Below are 14,608 nucleotides of genomic sequence, written 5' to 3' on the forward strand. Positions count from 1 at the left end.
TTCGCTTAGTTCGACTCTTTGATGATGCGGCCGCCGCCGGGCTGGATCGGCCGCGCATTCAATGGATACAGGCGGCTGAACAGCGCCAGCTGCGCCGGCGAGGCCTGCACCGGCTCCTTCATCACCAGCCACAGCACGCCCTCCGAGCAAGGCGGCGTGGTCAGCGAACCCATGAAGGTAAAGTAGTCGCGGCGCGCCGGGATCAGCTCCATCGGATCGAGCACGGTCGACGGCGCCAGCGTCTCGAGTTTTTCCAGCGGCAGGTTGTTCCACACCTGCTGGATCACCGGCTGCGGACGGCCGCGCTCCAGCAGCAGCGCCACCACGGCCAGGCGGCCTTCGCCATCCTTGTGCACCAGGTGCATCACCATCTCGTAACCCTTGCCGTTGACGCGCTCCTCCGACGGCCGGTGGAAGTGGAACTGCACCAGCTCATACATGCGGTTGTTGACCGTGATGAAATTCCCGCCGCTGACCATCACCTGCACCGTGTGCCCGTTGTCGGTCACGTTGAACGAGGACGGATGGTAGTCGAAATTGATCTGCTCCAGCTCCACCTTCATGCCGTCGCGGATGTCGATCGGCGACTGGCGGCTGCCGGTGCCGCACTTGGCCCATTCCGGATTGATCTTGCCCCAGTTGGCGGGACCGTTTTCGCCTTCATACGACCAGTGGTTGCTGTACACCTTGGGCGCCGGCGGCGCGGCGGCGGCAATCGCCGCGGCCTTCTTGGCCTTGGCGGCGGCGGCCGCACGGGCGGCCTGGTTGGCGCGCATGATCGCCAGGCGGGCCGCGATCTTGGCCGACAAGTCGGCTTCCGCCTCGGCCTCGCGTTCGCGTTCGCTCAGCTTGCGCGTCGGGCCGGAGGCAGACGACGACGCCGAGGCGCTGCTACTGCCGGGACTGTTCGGACGGATCGACGAAATCGGGCCCGTGCCTCCCCCCACCGCTATTTTCGCCGACGGCGAAATGAGCGGATCGTTTGCAGCAGTGGCCATCGCGACGGCGCAGCAGCAGGCAATCAGGGTGAGCAGAGTACGCATGGGGATCCAGAAGTAAAAGAATTACATACTGGTTTACGGATGCATTTGGGCAAAACTTGAGAGGTGCGATCGAGGCGGGAAAGATTTATTTATAAAACGTCACACCGCGCGGGGAGCGCGGCGTGTTTTTTTAAACGGCGAAACGGCGGCTCAGCGGCCCAGCATGCGGCGCGACAGCTTCCACATGCCGCCCAGCGCCATCGGCACCACGGCCACGCCGACGCCGAACAGCACGATCTCGGTCAGGTGCTCGCGCACGATGGCGATGTTGCCGAAGAAGTAACCGGCGGTGGTCAGCAGCGCCACCCACAGCACGGCGCCGGTGATGTTGTACATCTGGAAGCGGGTATGGGTCATGTCCGACACGCCGGCCACGAACGGGGCGAAGGTGCGCACCACAGGCACGAAACGCGCCAGCACGATGGTCTTGCCGCCGTGCTTTTCAAAGAAATCGTGGGTGCGGCGCAGCGCATCCTTGTTGAGCCAGCGGTAATCGTGGGTGAACACGCGTTGCCCGATGGCCTCGCCTATCCAGTAATTGAGGGTGTTGCCGGTGACCGCCGCCGTAATCAGCAGCAACATCAGCAGGAACAGATTCATTTCGCCCAGCGCGCACAGGGCGCCGGCAATGAACAGCAGGGTGTCGCCCGGGAAGAAGAACAGCACCACCAGACCGGTTTCGCAGAAAATAATCGCGAACAGCACGGCGTAGACCAGGGTACCGTATTGCTGAATCAGAACTTCCAGTGTTTTGTCGACATGAAGGATCATGTCAAAAAATTGCATAAAATCCATATTCTTCCCATAAAGTGTGCGCCGGAATCATACACCACCCGTGGCGCCAAGGCGGAAGTTTCAAGCCCCTGTGTTCCGTCCATCTGATCCAGTTTACAATCCCCGCAGCGTCCGCAGCAAGCGGGCTCGACCAACCAAGGAGATAATGGATGTCCCTGACCCACCCGTTCCGCGCCCTTCCCCTCTCCGCCCTGGCGATCAGCCTGGCCACCCTGGCGCATGCCGCCGACCTGCCCATCAAGCCCAGCGTCGGCGACCTCGTCAAGAAATCCAGGCCGTCGGACTGGCGCCCGCTGGACCCGAACAACACCCTGTACATGGAGCTGCCCACCGGCCGCGTGGTGATCGAACTGGCGCCGGAGTTCGCGCCGCAGAACATCGCCAACATCAAGACCATGGTCAAGGAACAGTATTTCGACGGCCTGGCCATGCTGCGCTCGCAGGACAACTACGTGGCGCAGTGGGGCGATCCGAACAGCGAAACCACGCCCAAGCCGCTCGGCTCGGCCAAGGCCAAGGTGGTGGGCGAGTTCACCGTGCCGATGTCCAATGACAAGCACTTCGTGCGCCAGATGGACTTCGACGGCTACGCGCCGCAAGTCGGCCACTCGAACGGCTTCCCCGTCGGCCGCGATCCCAAGGCCAAGACCACCTGGCTGACGCACTGCTACGGCATGGTCGGCGTGGGCCGCGACAACGACACCGACAGCGGCAACGGCGCCGAGCTGTATGCGATCACCGGCCACGCACCGCGCCACCTGGACCGCAACATCACGGTGGTCGGCCGCGTGGTGGCCGGCATGCCGCTGCTGGCGTCGCTGCCGCGCGGCGGCGAGGCGATGGGCTTCTACGGCGCCAAAGACACGCGCCTGCCGATCAAGACGGTGCGGCTGGAGGCCGACGTGCCGGAGGCGGAACGCAGCCACCTGGAGGTGATGCGCAGCGAAGCGCCCATCTACAAGGACGTGATCGAGGCGCAGCGCAACCGCGGCGGCCCGTGGAACAAGTACGCGGCCAACTACGTCGAGCTGTGCAACGCGCCGATTCCGGTGCGCGAGCATCCGAAGGAGTAATTCTTTCCCGGGGAATCGGGCGCGGCGAACAGTTATAATCTCGTGATGAACGCGCCCGACACCACTCCCCGCACCCCACGCCCCATCCAGGCCCTGCCCGACCAGCTGATTTCGCAGATCGCCGCCGGCGAGGTGGTCGAACGGCCGTCCGCCGTGGTCAAGGAACTGCTGGAGAACGCGCTCGACGCGGGCGCCTCGCAGATCACCGTGCGGCTGGAGGAAGGCGGCGTCAAACGCATCGCCATCACCGACAACGGGCGCGGCATCCCGCCCGAGCAGATGCCGCTCGCGCTGGCCCGCCACGCCACCTCGAAGATCGCCTCGCTGGACGACCTGGAAAACGTCGGCACCCTGGGCTTCCGCGGCGAGGCGCTGGCCTCGATCGCCTCGGTGGCCGCCGTCACGCTGACTTCGCGCACCGCCGACGCGGCCCACGCATGGGAAATCGTCGGCTCGCACAACGGCGCGGTGGCGCCGTCCTCCGGCGCCCAGGGCACCACGGTCGACGTGCAGGACCTGTACTTCAACACACCGGCGCGCCGCAAGTTCCTCAAGTCCGAGCAGACCGAGTTTGGCCATTGCGCCGAAGTCGTGCGCCGCATCGCGCTGGCGCGGCCGGACGTGTCGTTCTCGCTGAGCCACAACGGCCGCACCATCGACCACTGGAACGTCAGCGAAATGGCCAAGCGCAGCGCGCACATCCTGGGCGAAGGCTTCGCCGAGGCGCGCCTGGCCATCGACGAGAGCGCAGGCCCGCTGCGCCTGCACGGCTACACCGGCCTGCCGACTGCCTCCAAGGCGCGCGCGGACGGCCAGTTCTTCTACGTGAACGGACGCTTCGTGCGCGACAAGGTGCTGGTGCACGCCGTCAAGGCGGCCTACCAGGACGTGCTGCACGGCGACCGCTTCCCTTCGTATGTGCTGGCGCTCGATCTCGATCCTGCGCTGGTCGACGTCAACGTGCACCCGTCGAAGATCGAAGTGCGCTTCCGCGACAGCCGCGCGGTGCACCAGTTCGTGTTCCACGCGGTGCAGCGCGCGCTGGCGCAGACCTCGGCCACGTCGCACGGCAGCGTGCCGTCGCCGCTGCCGGCGGCGGAAAGCCTCGGCAGCGCGACCTGGCGCGGCGAGCAGACTTCGTTCGGGCCGCTGCTGGCGCCCGACTACTCGCCGACCTTCTCGCCGTCGCCGTTCGGCCAGCGCGATGGCGGCGGCGGCAGCGCAGGTTTCGGCGCGCCGCGCTTCGGCGGCAACGAAGGCGGCGTCGCGCAGAGCACCGAGAAATACGGCGCCCTGTTCGGCGGCTCCGGTCCGGTCACCGGCTACCGCGCCGAATCCGACATGGCGCTGCCGCAGGCCAGCCCGTTCACCGTCTCGCCGGCCGCGATGGCGCAGGAAGAGTTCCCGCTCGGCTTCGCGCTGGCGCAGCTGCACGGCATCTACATCCTGGCCCAGAACGCCAAGGGCCTGGTGCTGGTCGACATGCACGCCGCGCACGAGCGCATCCTCTATGAACAACTGAAAACCGCGCTGGACAGCCGCGTCGCCGGCGAAGAGATGCAGGTGCAGCCGCTGCTGATCCCGGTCACCTTCTATGCCGACGCGGTGGAAGTGGGCACCGCATCGGAACATCAGGAAACGCTGCAGGCGCTGGGCTTCGACATCGCCACGCTGTCGCCGACCACGCTGGCGGTGCGCTCCGTGCCGGTGCTGCTGAAAAACGCCGACGCCCAGACGCTGGCGCGCGACGTGCTGCGCGACGTGCGCGAATTCGGCGGCTCGCGCGTGCTGATCGAGCGCCAGAACGAGCTGCTCGGCACCCTCGCCTGCCACACGGCGGTGCGCGCCAACCGCATCCTGTCGACGCAGGAAATGAACGCGCTGCTGCGCCAGATGGAAATCACCGAACGCGCCGACCAGTGCAACCACGGCCGCCCGACCTGGGTGCAGGTGGAAATCGGCGCGCTCGACAAGCTGTTCCTGCGCGGCCAATAACATGGGCAACACCGCATCAAAACCGCTGGCGGTCGCCATCATGGGACCGACGGCGTCGGGCAAGACGGCGTCCGCGCTCGCCATCGCGCAGCGCATCCCGTCCGAGATCATCTCCGTCGATTCGGCGCTGGTGTATCGCGGCATGGACATCGGCACCGCCAAGCCCACGCGCGAGGAACGCGCCGCCGCGCCGCACCACCTGATCGACATCATCGACCCGCTGGATTCCTATTCGGTGGCGCAGTTCCGCACCGATACGCTGCGGCTGGTCGGCGAGATCGCCGCGCGCGGCAAGCTGCCGCTGCTGGTGGGCGGCACCATGCTGTACTTCAAGGGCCTGGCCGACGGCCTGGACGACCTGCCCGGCGCCGATCCCGCGCTGCGCGCCGAACTGGAAGAGGAAGCGGCCCGCGTCGGCTGGCCGGCGATGCATGCCAGGCTGGCCCTGCTCGATCCCGAAACCGCCGCCCGCCTGGCGCCGGCGGACGCCCAGCGCATCCAGCGCGCGCTGGAGATCTGCGCCCTGAGCGGCAAGCCGATGTCCGAGCTGCTGGCCTTGCGCGAGAAGACCGAGCTGCCGTTCGAGCTGCTGTCGTTCGCGCTGGAGCCGTCGGACCGCGCCGTGCTGCACGAGCGCATCGCGCGCCGCTTCGACATCATGCTGGAGGAATCGGCGGACGGCAGCCTGATCACCGAAGTGGAAGCGCTGCGCCGCCGTGGCGACCTGCATCCGGGGCTGCCATCGATGCGCTGCGTCGGCTATCGCCAGGCGTGGGAATACCTGGACGGGACCATCAACTACCAGACCATGCGCGAAACCGGCATCATCGCCACCCGTCAGCTGGCCAAGCGCCAGCTGACGTGGCTGCGTTCCATGCCGCAGCGCGTGGTGCTCGATTGCCTCGCCCCCGCCCCGGCCGCCGCCATGCTGGCGCAGATCGGCGACCGGCTGGGTTAATACCAATCTGCCAATTTTTCGCGCCGCGATGCATTTTTTTGGAAAATTTTGGGGAACCATCCTTGACAGCCATGGCTCCAACCCCGATAATGCTGGGCGTTGCAGGTGATATAGCTCAGTTGGTTAGAGCACAGCATTCATAATGCTGGGGTCGGTGGTTCAAGTCCACCTATCACCACCAAAGAATACCCCACACAATTCAAGGCTTAGCTCACACCGAGCTAGGCCTTTTGTGTTTGTAGTCTGGTGAAATATGCAGTTCAGACTGCTTTTTCAGCATCTCGTCGCAAGGGCATGGCAAGGCCGGCTCCATCCGATACGATGCAAGACATGGAACCCACTCTATCCGCCCGGCCTGCCATGCTGCGTGTCCTCCTGTTGACCGCGGCGGCAGGCAGCGCGTCGCTTGCCGCGGCTGAATTCGATATCGGCGCGCGCATAGGCGATGGCCTGCAGCAGCGCGTGGCGATTGCCGGCGAGCCGGCAGCGACTTTTAATATTCAACAGCGCATGCAGCGCTATCGGGTTGCCAGCGTCAGCGTGGCCGTTATTCGCCATGGCAAGATAGCCTGGGCCGGCGTGTACCAGCAGCCCGCCGCGCCACGGATCGACACCGATACGGTTTATCAGGCGGCATCGATCAGCAAAGGCATCGCCGGAGCGCTGGCGCACCGGCTGGCGCGCGGCGGCAAGCTTGAGCTCGATGCGCCGGTTGACGGGTGTCTGAAACCGTTGGCTCTGCCGGCAGGAAAGCAGAGCACAGAGCATCCGGTGACCTTGCGCAACCTGCTCAGTCACAACGCCGGCGCGACGGTCTCCGGCTTTCCCGGCTATCCTCCGTCACAGGCGATCCCCACCGCTGTGCAAGTGATCAAGGGCGAGCCGCCATCGGTCACGCCGGCTGTCGCCATCCAGACCGTTCCGGGCAGCGCGCACGCCTATTCCGGTGGCGGCTACACCATTGCCCAAGTCGCCATGGAGCAATGCCTGAACACGCCTTTTGCCGAGTTGATGCAACAGCAGGTGCTAGAGCCGCTGTCGATGCGCCGCAGCAGCTTTGCCCAGCCGCTGCCGGCCGGAGAGCGCAATCGCGCACGCGGCCACTACACTGATGGCAGCGAGGTCGAGGGTGGCGCCCTTGTCTATCCGGAACTGGCGGCCGCCGGATTGTGGACCACTCCCAGCGATTTGGCCCGGTTTGCCATCGCCCTGCAGCAGTCCTGGAAAGCCGGCACGGCGTTCCTGAATACCGTTCAGGCACACGATCTTCTGAAGCCCGGTTTGAACAATTATGCGCAAGGCCTGTTCGTTGTCGGCGAGGGCGAACACCTGCGTTTCATGCATTCCGGCGGCAATGCCGGTTTTAAAAGTACCTATGCGATGTATCTCGAAAGCGGCGATGGCGTGGTGGTCATGACGGATGGCGACAACGGTTCTTATTTGGGCGGCGAGATCGTCAAGGCCGTGTCGTCGGCATATGGGTGGCCGGACTTCAAACCGCGTCCGGTGCAGCCGGCACCGCTCGATATCGCCGTGGCCAGGCGCTATGCGGGCACTTATCGCCTGGATGTATTCGAGGGCCGCTACGCCAACCGCTATGACTTGCAATTCGATGGCAAGGACTGGATGCTGGTGATGCCCGACATCGGCGCCACCCGCCTGGTGCCGACCGGAGCCGCCAGCCTGGTGGCCCCGGAAACCGGAGAGAGTATCGAACTGGCGCAAGATGGAACACAGGACGTGGTACTGATTGGCGGCCGCAAGGCTCACCGCGTCCCGCACAGTAAACTGCTGTAGTTGACAGCGCCCGCATTGCAGGGCAATCTGGCAGCGACCGGCGCAAATACGGCCGACTATCCGCAAGGCGCCGATGATACAACGAGACCAATTCTGGGAACGGCCGAACTGGCTGTTCTGCATGCTGCTGCCACTGTTCCATTTCGCCAGCGTCAAGCTGACTTTTTTCTGTGCCGTCACGCCGGAAAACGTGGTGGTGGTGTGGCTGCCCAACGCCGTGCTGCTGGCCGCGCTGCTGCGCTTCCGCGGCCAGCGCGCGCCGCTGCTGGCCGCCCTCACCTTCAGTTCCGACGTCCTCGCCAACCTGCCCGTCTTTCCATGGTACGAGGCGATACTGCTCAGCGTCGTCAATCTGCTGGAAGTCGTCTTCACCTACCAGCTGATGCGCCGCAGCGGCGCCTCGTTCCGGCTGCAGCGGCTGCAGGACCTGATCAAGTTCATCCTGTCCGGCCCTGTCGCCGGCGCGCTGCTGGCCGGACTGATGGCCGCCTTCGTGCTGCAGAAGGCCGGCGGCGTCACCACCTCCTACTTCACGCTGGCGCGCCTGTGGTGGTTCGGCGACGGCCTGGGCCTGTTGATCTATACGCCGCTGCTGCTGGCCTTCACCCATCCGTCCCAGCAGCCGCTGAAGCTGACGCGCCTCGACGACCTCGCGCTGGCCCTGACGCTGATACTGGCGGCGGCCGTGCTGTCGGCGCACGGCGGCGAAATCGACGGCGTCTCCGTGACGCCGACCTTGCTCATGCCGGCGGCGGCGGTGATCGCGTTCCGCTTCGGCCCGCGCCTGACGACGCTGTTCGTGGCGCTGGTCTCGCTGTCCACGGCGATGATGATGACCACCGGGATGAAGCCCTTCGGCGACGTGCCGGTGCACCTGGAAACGGTGCGCGCGCAGGAATTCATCCTGACGCTGTGCATGGTCGGCATCGGCTTCGCGGTGCTGCTGAACGAGCTGCAGACGCGCGAGCGCGAGCTGGAGAACCGCGTGCGCGAGCGCACCCGCGAACTGGAGGTGTCCAACCGCGCGCTGGCGACGATGAGCATCACCGACAGCCTGACCGGCATCGCCAACCGCCGCCGCTTCGACGAGATACTGGCCGCCGAATGGAGCCGCGCGCGGCGCGGCAAGCAGGCGCTGACGCTGGCCATGCTGGACGTCGACCTGTTCAAGCAATACAACGACAATTACGGCCACCAGGCCGGCGACGAGGCGCTGTGCAGGGTGGCTGAAGCGCTGACCGCGCACATCCGCCGCAGCGGCGATTTCGTCGCCCGCTACGGCGGCGAGGAATTCGCCATCATCTCGCAATCGAACGCGGAGGACCAGTCGCTGGAGATGGCAAGCATGGTGTGCCGATCGGTCGAGGACCTGGCGCTGCCGCACGAAACGTCGCCGTTCGACGTGCTGACGGTGAGCGTGGGAGTGGCGGTGATCACGCCGGACGAGGGAGACGCCATCGCCTCGTTCCTGAAAGCCGCCGATACGGCGCTGTACCGCGCCAAGCAGCTGGGCCGCAACCGCGTCGAGCAGGCCGACGTCGGCATGATGATTTAAGCGGACGAAGCGGACGTCTGCAGCTGGCGGTACTGGGTCGGCGTGACGCCGGTGGTGGCCTTGAACTGGCGCGTGAAGGCGGAGTGATCGCCGTAGCCGCAAGCCTGGGCGATCTCCGCCACGCTGGCGCCGCCCTTCAGCAGCCGCGAGGCGGCATCGACACGGGTCTGGATGATCATCTGGCGCGGCGTCAGGTGGAAGATGCGCAGGAAGTAGCGCTCGATCTGCGCCACCGACATATTGGCCGTGCGCGCCAGCTCCGCCAGCGGCAGCTGCCGGCCGTACTCCTCATGGATCAGCGCCACCGCCGCCGCCACCTTGCGGTAGGCCGGATTCTTCTTATCCGCCATCGCCAGGTCGCGCGACACGCCGGTCAGGCCGACGATGCGGCCGGCGGCGTCGCGCAGCGCAGTCTTGCGCGTCAGGCACCAGCCGGGATCGCGGTTCGGGTACAGGTGCAGTTCCAGCTGGTCCTCGATACTGGCGCCGCCGGCCAGCACCGCCATGTCCTGCGCCAGGTAGGTCTGGCCGAACGGACGGGCGAACACCTCCGCCGAAGTGCGGCCGAGCAGCGCGGCCTTGTGCCGCTGCCCGCAGCGCTGCACCAATGTCTGGTTGACCACCACATAGCGCCCCTGCACGTCCTTGACGAAGAACACCACGTCCGGCAGCGCGTCGAACAGCGCTTCGGCGAAGAAGGGATCGGCGATGCCGGCGCCCAGCGCGCGGCGCGCGCTGTCGTCCTGATGTGGGTTGGTGTGCATGGATTCGATTGTGCCAGCGGTGCCGGGCGGCGTCTCCAGTTTTTTGCCGATTGTGCAGAAATCGTCATCCATCGTGCGCAGACGGTGCAAGACGCGGCGGCGCCATGAGCATAAGATTTATGCATGAAAACCATCTCCATCATCGATTCCCACACCGGCGGCGAGCCGACCCGCCTGGTCGTCGCCGGCGGCCCGGAACTGGGCGCCGGTCCGCTGTCCGAGCGGCTTGCGCTGCTGCGCGCCGGGCATGACAACTTCCGTTCGGCGGTGGTGTGCGAGCCGCGCGGCTCGGACGTGCTGGTCGGCGCGCTGCTGTGTGAGCCGCACGCGCCCGATTGTGCGGCAGGCGTCATCTTCTTCAACAATGTCGGCTATCTCGGCATGTGCGGCCACGGCACCATCGGCCTGGTGGCATCGCTGGCCTTCATGGGCCGCATCGGCGCCGGCCGCCATCGCATCGACACGCCGGTCGGGGTGGTCGAAGCCGAACTGCACGCCGACGGCAGCGTCACGGTCGATAACGTGGCCTCGTACCGCAGCCGGGCGCAGGTCACGGTCGACGTGCCGGGCCACGGCCCCGTCACCGGCGACGTGGCCTGGGGCGGCAACTGGTTCTTCCTGGTCTCCAGCCACGGGCTGGAACTGGGCGTTCACAACGTCGAGGCGCTGACCGTCTACAGCGTGGCCGTCGGCGCGGCGCTGGAGCGCGCCGGCATCACCGGCGAAGGCGGCGCGCTGATCGACCATATCGAACTGTTCGCACCGTCGCGCAGCGGCGCCGACAGCCAGAGTTTCGTGCTCTGCCCCGGCAAGGCCTACGACCGCTCGCCCTGCGGCACCGGCACCAGCGCCAAGCTGGCCTGCCTGGCGGCGGACGGCAAGCTGGCCGAGGGCGCGCTGTGGAAACAGGAAAGCGTGATCGGCAGCGTGTTCGAAGCGTCCTACCGTTATCGCGGCAAGCAGCTGATCCCCAGCATACGGGGACGGGCCTGGGTCAACGCGCAGGCGCAGCTGATCCTCGACCCGACCGATCCCTTCGTGTGGGGCATACGGTGAATAAAACCGACGTCATCGTCATCGGCGCCGGCATCGTCGGCGCGGCCTGTGCCGACGCGCTCAGCGAACGCGGGCTGCGGGTGATGGTGATCGAACAGGACATGCCGGGCGGCGGCGCCACCGCCGCCGGCATGGGCCACCTGGTGGTCATGGACGACAATGCGGCGGAACTGGCGCTGTCGGCGTATTCGGTCTCGCTGTGGAACGACCTGGTGGGCGACCGCCCGCAGCGCCACGAGTACAGCCGCTGCGGCACCATCTGGGTCGCCGCCGACGAGGAGGAAATGCAGGCCGCGCGCGACAAGGCGCAGACCTTGTCGGCCCACGGCCTGGCTTGCGAGCTGCTGGCGCCGGCGGCGCTGTATGCGCGCGAGCCGCAACTGCGCCCCGGCCTGGCGGGCGGCCTGCTGGTGGCCGGCGATGGCCTGGTCTATCCGCCCAAGAGCGCGCGCATCCTGCTGGACCGGGCGATCCGCCGCGGCGCCGCCACGCTGCGCGGCAGCGTCGCGGCGGTCGAGCACAACGGCATCGTGCTGGCGGACGGCGCGCGCCACCAGGCGCAGTACGTGGTGCTGGCCGCCGGTTCACGCTCCGCCGCCTTGCTGCCCGAGCTGCCGCTGCAGCAGAAAAAAGGACATATCGCGATCACCGACCGCTATCCCGGCTTCGTCCACCATCAGCTGGTGGAACTGGGATACATCAAGAGCGCCCACGCGCCCAGCGGCGACACGGTCGCGTTCAATTTGCAGCCCCGTCCTACCGGACAAGTATTGATCGGCTCCTCCCGCCAGTTCGACACAATCGACCTGGCGGTGGAGCCGGCCATGCTGCAACGCATGCTGCGACACGCTACGACATTCACCCCCGCGCTGGCACAACTGAACGTGCTGCGCTGCTGGACCGGCCTGCGCGCCGCCACGCCGGACGGCCTGCCGCTGATCGGCCCCCACGCCGCGCGGCGCGGCCTGTGGCTGGCCACCGGCCATGAAGGATTGGGCATCACCACCTCGCTGGCGACGGCGCAGCTACTGGCAAGCCAGATGACCGGCACCGGCACGCAGATCCCGGCGGCCCCTTACCTGCCGGCGCGCTTCCATGCCTGATACCGTGAACATCATCGTCCTCAACATCAACGGCCGCGACATCGGCGTGGCGCGGGGCGTCAGCGTGGCCGCCGCGATCGCGATGGCCGGCAGCGCCGTCACCCGCCGCTCGGTCAGCGGCGCCGCGCGCGCGCCCTTGTGCGGCATGGGCGTCTGCCACGAATGCCGGGTGACCATCGACGGCCGCATGCACCAGCTGTCCTGCCAGACCTTGTGCGCGGACGGCATGCACGTCGTCACCGGCGCCGGCGCGGAAGAGGATCCGGCATGAATCACCACGACATCCTGGTCGTCGGCGCCGGCCCGGCCGGACTGGCCGCCGCACATGCGGCCGGCGCGCACGGCGCGCAGGTCGGCATCGTCGACGACAACCCTTTGGCCGGCGGCCAGATATGGCGCGGCGGGCCGTCGCAGCAGGACGACCCGCGTGCGCAGCGGATGTGGGCCGATCTGCAGGCGGCGTCCAACGTCAGCTTCCTGCCGCAGACGCGCGTGTTGTACGCGCCCTGCGCCGGACAGCTGCAGGTGCAGACGCCGTCGTCGTCGGCCACGCTGAGCTACAGGCAACTGATACTGGCCACCGGCGCGCGCGAGCGCCTGCTGCCCTTCCCCGGCTGGACGTTGCCCGGCGTGACCGGCGCCGGCGGCCTGCAGGCGCTGGCCAAGGGCGGCTATCCGCTGCGGGGCAAGCGCGTGGTGGTGGCCGGCAGCGGTCCGCTGCTGCTGGCGGTGGCCGCCACGCTGCGCGCGCGCGGCGCCGAGATCGTCGCCATCGTCGAGCAGGCGGCCTTGCCGGCGCTGGCGCGCTTTGCCGCCGGCCTGCCGGCGACGCCGGCCAAGCTGGCGCAAGCGCTGCAACTGGCGGGCCAGCTGCGCGGCATCCCGTATCTGCGCGACAGCTACGTGCGCTCCGCGCATGGCGACGGCACGCTGCAATCGATACAGCTGCAACGCGGCGACGCGCGCGAGCTGGAAACGCTGCAGTGCGACTACCTGGCCTGCGGCTACGGCCTGCTGCCGAATGTCGAACTGGCGCAGGCGCTGGGCTGCGCGACAAGCTCGCACAACGGACAAACATCGGTGACGGTCGACACCTGGCAGCAGACATCCATTGCCGACATCTACTGCGCGGGCGAAGGCACCGGCATCGGCGGGGTCGACCTGGCGCTGGCGGAAGGCCATATCGCCGGCCTGGCCGCCAGCGGCCATGTGACCGCGTCGCACGCGGCCTTTGCCGAGCGCACCCGCTGGCGCAAATTCGCCTCCCGCCTGGAGCGCGCGTTCGCGCTGCGTCCCGAGCTGCGCGAGCTGGCCGGCGACGACACCATCGTCTGCCGCTGCGAGGACGTCTGCCACGGCGAACTGCGCACCCACGGCAGCTGGCGCAGCGCCAAGCTGCAAACCCGCTGCGGCATGGGCCCCTGCCAGGGCCGCATCTGCGGCGGCGCCACCGAAGTGCTGTACGGCTGGCGTCCGGACGCGGTGCGCATGCCGATCTCGCCGGCCCGCATATCCACCCTCATCGATTAACGAACCACACCAAGGAGAACCGCAATGGCAGCAGCAAAATGGGAAGGGGTCTTCCCCGCAGTAACGACCAAGTTCAAGGAGAACGAGGATCTGGACCACGCCGAGATGGAAAAGCACTTCGCCTTCCAGATCGACAGCGGCGTGCACGCGCTGCTGACCTGCGGCTCGCTGGGTGAAGCCAGCACCTTGTCCTTCGACGAGAAACTGGCCGTGGCCAAGACCGCGCTGGACGTCGCCGCCGGCCGCGTGCCGGTGCTGCTCAACGTCAGCGAAACGCGCACCGCCACCGCATGCCGCTTCGTCGAGAAGGCGCACGAGATGGGCGTGCAGGGTTTGATGGTGATGCCGTCGGTGCTGTACGCGGCCGATTCGCGCGAGGCGATGGACAACCTGCGCACCATCGCCAAGGCGGCGCAGCTGCCGATCATGGTCTACAACAATCCGGTGTCGTACAAGGTCGACCTGACGCCGGACGACTTCAAGGAACTGGCCGATTGCGAATGGATCGTCGCCATCAAGGAATCGACCGACAACGTGCGCCGCATCACCGACCTGCGCAACGCCGTCGGCCACCGCTACCAGCTGTTCATGGGCGTGGACGACCTGTCGTTCGAGGGTTTGGCGGTGGGCGCGGACGGCCTGCTGGCCGGCCTGGTGGTGGCCTTCCCGAAGGAGACGGTGGCGCTGTACAAGCTGATGAAGGCCAAGCGCTGGGATGAGGCGCTCAAGCTGTACCAGTGGTTCATGCCGCTGATGCACCTGGACGTGTCGAACAAGCTGGTGCAGAACCTGAAGCTGGTCGAGACGCTGGCCGGCGTCGGCAACGAGAACGTGCGCCGCCCGCGCCAGCCGCTGCAGGGCGCCGAGCGCGCGCGCGTCACCGCCGTCGTCGAAAAAGCGCTGGCCAACCGTCCGGACGTCGGCGCGCTGTTTTAAAAA

13 protein-coding genes and 1 tRNA gene are annotated in these 14,608 nt (G+C 67.0%); 11 read left to right on the forward strand and 3 right to left on the reverse strand.

The features are described 5' to 3' along the window. Positions 1-5 precede the first annotated feature (5 nt). A complete protein-coding gene (locus ABWW33_RS08445; protein WP_353400821.1) occupies positions 6-1,043 on the reverse strand; it encodes a carbonic anhydrase in 1,038 nt (345 codons plus the stop codon). Positions 1,044-1,193: 150 nt separating this feature from the next. Next, positions 1,194-1,838, reverse strand: coding sequence for a VTT domain-containing protein (locus tag ABWW33_RS08450; RefSeq protein ID WP_116991549.1), 645 nt, complete (start codon positions 1,836-1,838; stop codon positions 1,194-1,196). Positions 1,839-1,987: 149 nt separating this feature from the next. Here ABWW33_RS08450 and ABWW33_RS08455 point away from each other — a divergent pair, with 149 nt between their 5' ends. The 6 genes from ABWW33_RS08455 (at position 1,988) to ABWW33_RS08480 (ending at position 9,216) form a co-directional block, all read left to right on the forward strand. Further along, complete coding sequence (locus tag ABWW33_RS08455) at positions 1,988-2,911, forward strand: peptidylprolyl isomerase (RefSeq protein ID WP_353400823.1); 924 nt, start codon at positions 1,988-1,990, stop codon at positions 2,909-2,911. A 45-nt stretch (positions 2,912-2,956) separates the two neighbouring features. Beyond that, positions 2,957-4,906, forward strand: coding sequence for a DNA mismatch repair endonuclease MutL (mutL, locus tag ABWW33_RS08460; protein ID WP_353400825.1), 1,950 nt, complete (start codon positions 2,957-2,959; stop codon positions 4,904-4,906). 1 nt (position 4,907) lies between these two features. Then, positions 4,908-5,864 carry a tRNA (adenosine(37)-N6)-dimethylallyltransferase MiaA gene (gene miaA, locus ABWW33_RS08465; RefSeq protein ID WP_353400827.1) on the forward strand — a complete coding sequence of 319 codons (957 nt, stop codon included), beginning with the start codon at positions 4,908-4,910 and terminating at the stop codon, positions 5,862-5,864. Between the two features lie 104 nt (positions 5,865-5,968). Next, positions 5,969-6,045 (forward strand) — tRNA-Met (locus ABWW33_RS08470). 149 nt (positions 6,046-6,194) lie between these two features. Next, on the forward strand, positions 6,195-7,661 hold the full coding sequence (locus ABWW33_RS08475) for a serine hydrolase domain-containing protein (protein ID WP_353400828.1): 1,467 nt from the start codon (positions 6,195-6,197) through the stop codon (positions 7,659-7,661). A gap of 73 nt (positions 7,662-7,734) precedes the next feature. Next, complete coding sequence (locus ABWW33_RS08480) at positions 7,735-9,216, forward strand: sensor domain-containing diguanylate cyclase (protein ID WP_176652546.1); 1,482 nt, start codon at positions 7,735-7,737, stop codon at positions 9,214-9,216. On the opposite strand, the gene ABWW33_RS08485 is transcribed toward ABWW33_RS08480, so the two are convergent. Beyond that, the gene (locus ABWW33_RS08485) at positions 9,213-9,980 is read right to left on the reverse strand and encodes an AraC family transcriptional regulator (RefSeq protein WP_353400830.1); all 768 of its coding nucleotides are present in this window, start codon (positions 9,978-9,980) and stop codon (positions 9,213-9,215) included. The two genes, ABWW33_RS08480 and ABWW33_RS08485, sit on opposite strands and share 4 nt — an antisense overlap. A 123-nt stretch (positions 9,981-10,103) precedes the next feature. Between ABWW33_RS08485 and ABWW33_RS08490 the strand changes: the two genes are divergently transcribed. Genes ABWW33_RS08490 through ABWW33_RS08510 form a run of 5 tightly spaced genes read left to right on the forward strand, consistent with a single transcriptional unit; the run spans position 10,104 to position 14,605 of the window. Further along, entirely contained in the window at positions 10,104-11,036 is a 933-nt protein-coding gene (locus ABWW33_RS08490; protein ID WP_353400832.1) for a 4-hydroxyproline epimerase, read from the forward strand. Continuing rightward, the gene (locus ABWW33_RS08495) at positions 11,033-12,139 is read left to right on the forward strand and encodes an NAD(P)/FAD-dependent oxidoreductase (RefSeq protein ID WP_353400834.1); all 1,107 of its coding nucleotides are present in this window, start codon (positions 11,033-11,035) and stop codon (positions 12,137-12,139) included. Before ABWW33_RS08490 ends, ABWW33_RS08495 begins: the two co-directional genes overlap by 4 nt. Further along, positions 12,132-12,410, forward strand: a complete 279-nt coding sequence (locus ABWW33_RS08500; protein ID WP_353400836.1) for a 2Fe-2S iron-sulfur cluster-binding protein — start codon at positions 12,132-12,134, stop codon at positions 12,408-12,410. Before ABWW33_RS08495 ends, ABWW33_RS08500 begins: the two co-directional genes overlap by 8 nt. Then, entirely contained in the window at positions 12,407-13,669 is a 1,263-nt protein-coding gene (locus ABWW33_RS08505; RefSeq protein WP_353400838.1) for an FAD-dependent oxidoreductase, read from the forward strand. The genes ABWW33_RS08500 and ABWW33_RS08505 overlap by 4 nt, the downstream gene beginning before the upstream one ends. Positions 13,670-13,693: 24 nt before the next feature. Continuing rightward, positions 13,694-14,605: a dihydrodipicolinate synthase family protein gene (locus ABWW33_RS08510; RefSeq protein WP_353400840.1), complete on the forward strand. Its 912-nt coding sequence runs from the start codon at positions 13,694-13,696 to the stop codon at positions 14,603-14,605. Positions 14,606-14,608: the final 3 nt, after the last annotated feature.

This window comes from Duganella hordei, from assembly GCF_040369125.1.
GTDB lineage: Bacteria > Pseudomonadota > Gammaproteobacteria > Burkholderiales > Burkholderiaceae_D > Rugamonas > Rugamonas hordei.